At 70.8% G+C, this 6000-nt stretch carries 4 protein-coding genes and 1 pseudogene; 2 read left to right on the top strand and 3 right to left on the bottom strand.

Annotated features, from left to right (window positions below; all coding sequences use genetic code 11):
• A pseudogene (locus ACWCV9_RS36675) lies at positions 1-101 on the bottom strand (DUF1206 domain-containing protein); the annotation flags it as partial.
• 579 nt (positions 102-680) lie between these two features.
• Here ACWCV9_RS36675 and ACWCV9_RS36670 point away from each other — a divergent pair.
• Together ACWCV9_RS36670 and ACWCV9_RS36665 are read left to right on the top strand one after the other, a co-directional pair.
• Positions 681-1061 (top strand): hypothetical protein, encoded by a 381-nt coding sequence (locus ACWCV9_RS36670; RefSeq protein ID WP_450793238.1) that lies wholly within the window; start codon positions 681-683, stop codon positions 1059-1061.
• A 342-nt stretch (positions 1062-1403) separates the two neighbouring features.
• A complete protein-coding gene (locus ACWCV9_RS36665) occupies positions 1404-4727 on the top strand; it encodes a tetratricopeptide repeat protein (protein WP_450793237.1) in 3324 nt (1107 codons plus the stop codon).
• Positions 4728-4949: 222 nt separating this feature from the next.
• Here ACWCV9_RS36665 and ACWCV9_RS36660 read toward each other — a convergent pair whose 3' ends face one another.
• Positions 4950-5102, bottom strand: coding sequence for a hypothetical protein (locus ACWCV9_RS36660; RefSeq protein ID WP_450793235.1), 153 nt, complete (start codon positions 5100-5102; stop codon positions 4950-4952).
• 245 nt (positions 5103-5347) lie between these two features.
• Positions 5348-5842 carry a hypothetical protein gene (locus ACWCV9_RS36655; protein WP_450793233.1) on the bottom strand — a complete coding sequence of 165 codons (495 nt, stop codon included), beginning with the start codon at positions 5840-5842 and terminating at the stop codon, positions 5348-5350.
• Between the last annotated feature and the right edge of the window lie 158 nt (positions 5843-6000).

Raw genomic sequence — 6000 nt, 5'->3', positions numbered from 1 at the left:
CCGTAGAAGCAGAAACGGCCCGCGGCCATCGCCCTTCTGCCCGGCTTCCCGCCGTCGGGGCCCGCCTGTCCGAAGACAGCCTCGGACAGCCGCCAAGGGATGACCCCGGTGACGGCGGTCTCAGTGAACGGGCCCTCCAGCAACAGCACGTCATCGGGCCTGTAGCCGTGGCTCATGAACGCATTGTGCACGCCGTCACTGACCGGTGGTCGATCGCCTTGGCCAGGTGCTCGGCGTGGTCTTCAAGCAGTGGCTTGAGAGCGCCGTAGTAGGGCTGATGGTCAGCTTTGCGGGGCCAGTGGAAGACGTTGTGTCGTTCCCGGGTCCAGACGGCGCGTAGTTCGAGTCTTCCCCCTCGGGTGATGGCTTCGACCAGGGCGACTGGGGTCGGATCGACGTTCTGCCCGTGCTCGACGAGACACCCTTCGCAGCTCACCTTGTGAAGCTCGTGCTCGGAGTCCGGCAAGAGTGGACGCTGGCAACAGGGCGTGTGGCGCTTGAGTTGGACTTCCTATCGGGCAGTATCCGCTGCGAGAGCTGGGACGGTGACCTCCGTGTCGTGGCCGTGGACAGACCTGGTCTACCGCCGGCCGCCCCGGTTCGGCGGTATCGGATCCGTCTGTCGGACCCGGTTCGTATCATCGGTGGGGAGCAACGAGGTTTGTCTCCTTGGAGGTCGTATGACCGGGCTGGAAGTGGTGCTGGCCGCCCTGGCCGCTGGCGCGTCCGCGGGGGTCACGGACACGGCCAGCAGCGCGATCCGTGACGCGTACGCGGGACTGCGCGAGTCGGTGCGCCTCCGTCTCGCCCGACGTGGCGAGGCGGCCCTGGGCGTCCTGACGGCGAGCGAGGCGGAGCCGGGGGTGTGGGAGGCCGGTCTGGGCGAGGAGCTTGCCGCCGCGGGCGTCGATCGCGACGAGGAGATCATCGCCGCCGCAAGGGCGCTGCTTGAGCAGTTGGTGACGGAGGAGCAGGAGAGCGACGGACGGTCGGTCGACGCCCGTGGGGCCAAGGGCGTGCAGATCGGCGATCGGAACCACCAGACCAACACCTTCCACTGACAGGCTGCCCAGTCCGCGCCGGACCAAGGAAAGTGCAGGTCGGTATCCGTGTCAACTCCGAGCACTCCACCGTCTCCGGGCGACCGGCCCCTTGTCGCCCACGGGGCGATGGGTGTACAGGTCGGCAACTTCACCACCCAGTACAACGAGTTCCACCTGCCACCGCCCCGCTATTGCCTGGATCCGATCGAGGCGGCGCCGGCGCCTGTCGACCCGCTGTGGCTGGGCGGGGCGCCGAGCCGACTTCTGGACGCCCGCGCCGCGGTCGTGCCGTTCACCGGTCGGGCGAGGGAACTGCGCGAGCTGGCCGAGTGGCGGGACGGACCGGCACGGTTCCTGTCGGTGCGGCTGCTGCACGGGGTGGGAGGTCAGGGCAAGACCCGCCTGGCGCACCACTTCGCGGTCCGCAGCGCCGAGGCCGGCTGGAAGGTGCTCGGCGTGCGCCCGCGCCCGGGCCCCCAGGAGCCGGCTGTCTCCGACCCAGGCCCCGGCGCAGCTCTTCCCGGCCCGGCGTCGGTCGGCGCCGGTGCCCTTCTCGTCGTCGACTACGCCGACCGGTGGCCGCACTTGCAGATGGTCCAGCTCTTCGCCGATCTTCGGGACCTTCCCGGTACACGGGTCCTGCTGATCGGACGAAGTGTGCAATGGTGGCCGGCCGTTCGCGGCGAGCTCGCCCTGATGCGCGCCGAAGCGGACGAACGACGGCTGGGCAGCCTCGGCGAGACGGCCGCTGACCGGCAGCGGCAGTTCGAGGTGGCCCGCGACCGGTTCGCGGAGATGCTCGACGCGACGGCGCCGGACACATCGACGGAAGCCGCCCGACCGGACGGCTCCGGACCACGACGCGACTGCGCGCCGGCGCCGGCCTCGCTGAGCGACCCGGACAGCACCGCCTACGCCACCGTGCTGACCGTGCACATGGCCGCACTAGCCGCGGTGTACGCGGGGCGCGGTGCGTCCCTGCCGGATCGGCCCGAGGCGCTCGCGGCCTACCTCCTGGACCGCGAACATATGACCTGGCGGCGCCTGTTCGACGCCGGCCCTCCCTTCCGGACCCGCCCGCGGGAACTCGCCCGCGTGGTGTTCGTCGCCACGCTCACCGGCGCGCAGGCCCAACGGACCGGGCTGGCCGCGCTGAAGGGCGCGGGTCTCGAGTCCGTCCAGGAGCTGGTCGACGACCATCGGCTCTGCTATCCGCCGTTCGACGCCAGCACCGTCCTCGAGCCGCTCAGTCCGGACCGGCTCGCCGAGGACTTCCTCGCGCTAAGCCTGCCCGGGCACGACGTCGACGGATACGACCCCGATCCGTGGACACCGGATGCCCTCACCGACCTGCTGGCCCGCGATCCGGAGGGCAGAGCCCCCTCCTACACCCCGCGGTCGGTGACCTTCCTGGCTGCCGCCGCGCTGCGATGGCCCCATGTGGCGGTCCTGGTCAACACGGTCCTGCGCGACGATCCGGGCCTGGCCGTCGACGCCGGCGGCGCGGGGCTGAGCGCCGTCGCGGACGTGCCGACCCTCGACCACGACGTCCTCGAAGCGGTCGTGGAGCTGTTCCCTGACCACTCGGACACCAACCTGGATGCTGCGATGGCCACCGCGATCGACCTCCGTACCCGCCGTCGCGCCGACGCTGCGCCGGACGAGCCGTCCCGAGTGAGCGAGCTCATCCATCCGGACCTCCCGTACCGGCTGATCAACGCCGGACGCTATGCCGACGCCGTAGGCGCACTGGACCGGAGCATCCCCTGGTGGCGTGCGCTGGCCCGGAACGGGGGCGCCAGGAGCGGACGCGACCTGGCCTACGCGCTGAACCTGTTGGGCGTCGCGCTGCTCCACTGCGGCCGGCGATCGGAAGCGATCGAGGCCGGACGGGAGAGCGTCGAGATCTATCGCCGGTCGAACGCGGATGCCGACACCCTCGGCGCCGCGCTTGCGAACCACAGCAACGCGCTGCTCCTCTCGGGGGACCTGCGGGCGACACTCGACGCGACCACCGAGGCCGTGGAGCTCCACCGTTTCGGCACGCCGCAGGGCGAGCAGCAGGGCGCGGCCCTGGCCGATGCGCTGCGCAACCAGGCCCGGGCTCTGGCCGACACCGGCCAGGCCGACGCGGCCTCGAGAACCGTCGAAACCGCACTCGACCTCTGGAGGCAGCTTGCCGCCACCCGGCCGGCCACCTGGGAACCCGGCCTCGCGGCGACCCTGGACACGGCTGCGCAACTGTGGGCTTCCGCCGGCAGGTACCAGCGCGCGCTCGAGGCGAGCACGGAGTCCGTCGCCGTCCACCGCCGGACGGCCAAGGCCAACCCGACAGCACACCGGCCGGCGCTCGCCGGCGCACTCGCCAACCTCGTGCGCGACCTCACCGCCGCCGGTCGGGACACCGAGGCGCTCGACGCAGCCCGCGAAGCGGTGACACTGCGACGCGCCCTCGCAGCCCTGGACCCCCTCGCGCACGAACCGGAACTTGCGACAGCCCTCCTTAACCTGAGCAGCCGACTCGGACATCTGCGCCACTGGGGCGACGCCCTCGAAACCGACCGGGAGGCCGTGGCCGTCCTGGAACGGCTCCACGCCAAGGAACCCGACCACCATGCGTCCGAACTGGCCAGGGGGCTGACCCTGTTGAGCAAGGACCTCAGACGCGGCGGCCGGCCCGCCGACGCGCTGGCGCCGGTCCGCCGGGCGGTAGACCTCCGGCGCCGGCTCGCAGCCTCCGGGGTCGCCTCGCATCAGGCCCGCCTGGCACACAGCCTCAGCGAGCTCGCCGCCGTCCTCGCCAAGATCGGCCAGGCCGGCGAGGGAGCGAAGGCAGCGATCGAGGCGGTCGAGATCTATATTCCGCTCACCGGCGACGGATCGCCCCCTCACGGCCCGACGATCCCGGACGGTGATGCGACCCTGCACAGGTCAGCACTTGCCGACGCCTACATGACGCTCTCCGAGTGCTTGACGGCGCTAGGCCTGCCCGACGAGGCACTCACAGCCTGCGAGCGGTCCACCCGCCTCCTTCTCGAGCTGTCGGTCACGGACCGGGCACGCTACGAGCCCCAACTAGGGGCCGCGTTCAGTAACCTCGCGACTGCCTTAAGGGCCGTCGGGCGGCACGCCGAGGCCGCGGGCACAGCCCAGAACGCGGTTCTGATCTTCCGCCGGCTGGCCGCCTCGAACCCCTGGTACAACCGCCGTCTCGCCACGGCCCACCGCAACCTGGCCATCGTGCTGTCCGCGCCCGAGAACCTTCGCCACCTGGGAAGTGCCACCGCGGAGGCGGTCAAGGATCTGCGCCAACTCGCCAAGGTCGACGACGGATTCGCGCCGGACCTGGTGACGACGTTGACCAAGCAGACCGTCGCGTTGGCCGCCGCGGAGCGCTGGCCTGAAGCCCTGGCGACCGCGGACGAAGCGGTCACGCTGGGCAGACATTTAGCGGCAGCCGATCCGGCCATGCACGAGCCGCAACTCGCACGGTTGCTGAACGCCGTTGCGAGTCTTCTGTTCTTCGGCGACACGGCGACGACGTGGGCCGCCAGGCTGGCGCGCGAGTCCCTGGCTGTCTACCGGCGTCTCGCCGAGCGTGATCCCGTGACGTTCGGGGTCGAGCACCAGGAGGCGGCGGCGGTGATCAGCGAGCTGCTGAAGAAGCACGGAACGACCTCCTGAAAGCTCGCTGTGTCGAGGGTTGCCGCTCGTCAGGGGGAGGGGAGGCTATGGGCGTAGGAGCCGTAGCTGACAGGCGGAGCAGCGCCCGCTACTGGCCGCTTGTTTCTCGACGACCATGACGCGCCCACCCCGGACCCAGATCCAGGCACTCGGTGGCGTGCTCGGGAAGCGCGTTCGGCAGCGCGAGGTCCTCCAGACCGCAGGCGTGCGACCACATCGGGCCTACCGGAACGTCGACGACCTGTACGTCACCCATGGCCTGAGGAGGGTTTCCAGCAGGGTTTGGCTGAAGGTGGTGGCGCGGTGGTCGATGGCGGCGCCGGGGGCCAGGGCGGCCAGGTAGGCGGTGCGGCCGGTGTCGGTGAGATGGGCCAAGCACGCCGTGTGGCCGGGGACGCGAATGCCGCGGCAGCCGACCGGGTCGGTGGCCGGGTCTGCTCCGTGCCCGCAGTGGGGCCAGATAGGCGGTGACGGTGTGCTCATGGTGCGGCGGCTCCCCAGGTGTGTGTCGAGCAGGCACGGACAAAGACGTACTGTCGACCGGCTTCGGTTCGGGCAAGGGCCGGCTTGTCCAGGACTGAGCCAACACCGGACATGCCGTGGAGCACGCAGTTACCGGCTCACCAGTTACCGCAGGGGCGTTCGGCACCGAGCTGGCCCTCGCGCAGACACTCGCGGAAGTCCGGCGGGCCATCCACGACACAGGCCTCCTGCATCGACCAGCTGAAGCTGCACAGCGACTTCGGCCGGGGGCGCCGGGGATCGCTGGAGGTGGCGTGGGAACCGTAGCCCGGCACGTTCCACACGACCGGCGTCCCGCCGTCGTACGGGGCGCCCGTGGGCCAGGTGTAGGCGACCTCGGTCGTGGTGCAGCGCATCCGCAGATCGGGGCCATCCCAGCGGGCACCCCGCCGGGCCGCAGTCGCCGCGTCGACGGCGTCGGCCAGGCGCTCGAAGGACAGGTCGTAGTCCTTCATGTGGCTCCAACTACCCGGCTCATGCTTCGCGACCAGCGCACGGAACTCCAGCAGACGCCGTTCCAGGTCGTGCCGCCCGACCCGCAGGGTGTCGCTCTCCTCGTCGTACGCGTCGTCAGGGGTGATCTTCACGGGCATCGCACTGCTCCTTGTCCACGCACGCTGGGGGGCTGAGTGTGCCGGGATCGAGGGCGCCCCCGCAGCCACCGCCCCCGGTGTCACGCTGTAAGGTCTATGAGGCTCACAGTCTGTTTCCGCAGGTAGACGAGGTGAGCCCATGCCGTCGCCATTGACGC

This window comes from Streptomyces sp. NPDC001606 (assembly GCF_053596835.1).
This window is presented reverse-complemented; position numbering and strand designations above follow the sequence as displayed.

Excerpts from the sequence above, each read along its gene's own strand:
- ACWCV9_RS36670 (WP_450793238.1), top strand. The coding sequence starts at position 681 with ATGACCGGGCTGGAAGTGGTGCTGGCCGCCCTGGCCGCTGGCGCGTCC.
- ACWCV9_RS36655 (WP_450793233.1), bottom strand. The coding sequence starts at position 5,842 with ATGCCCGTGAAGATCACCCCTGACGACGCGTACGACGAGGAGAGCGAC.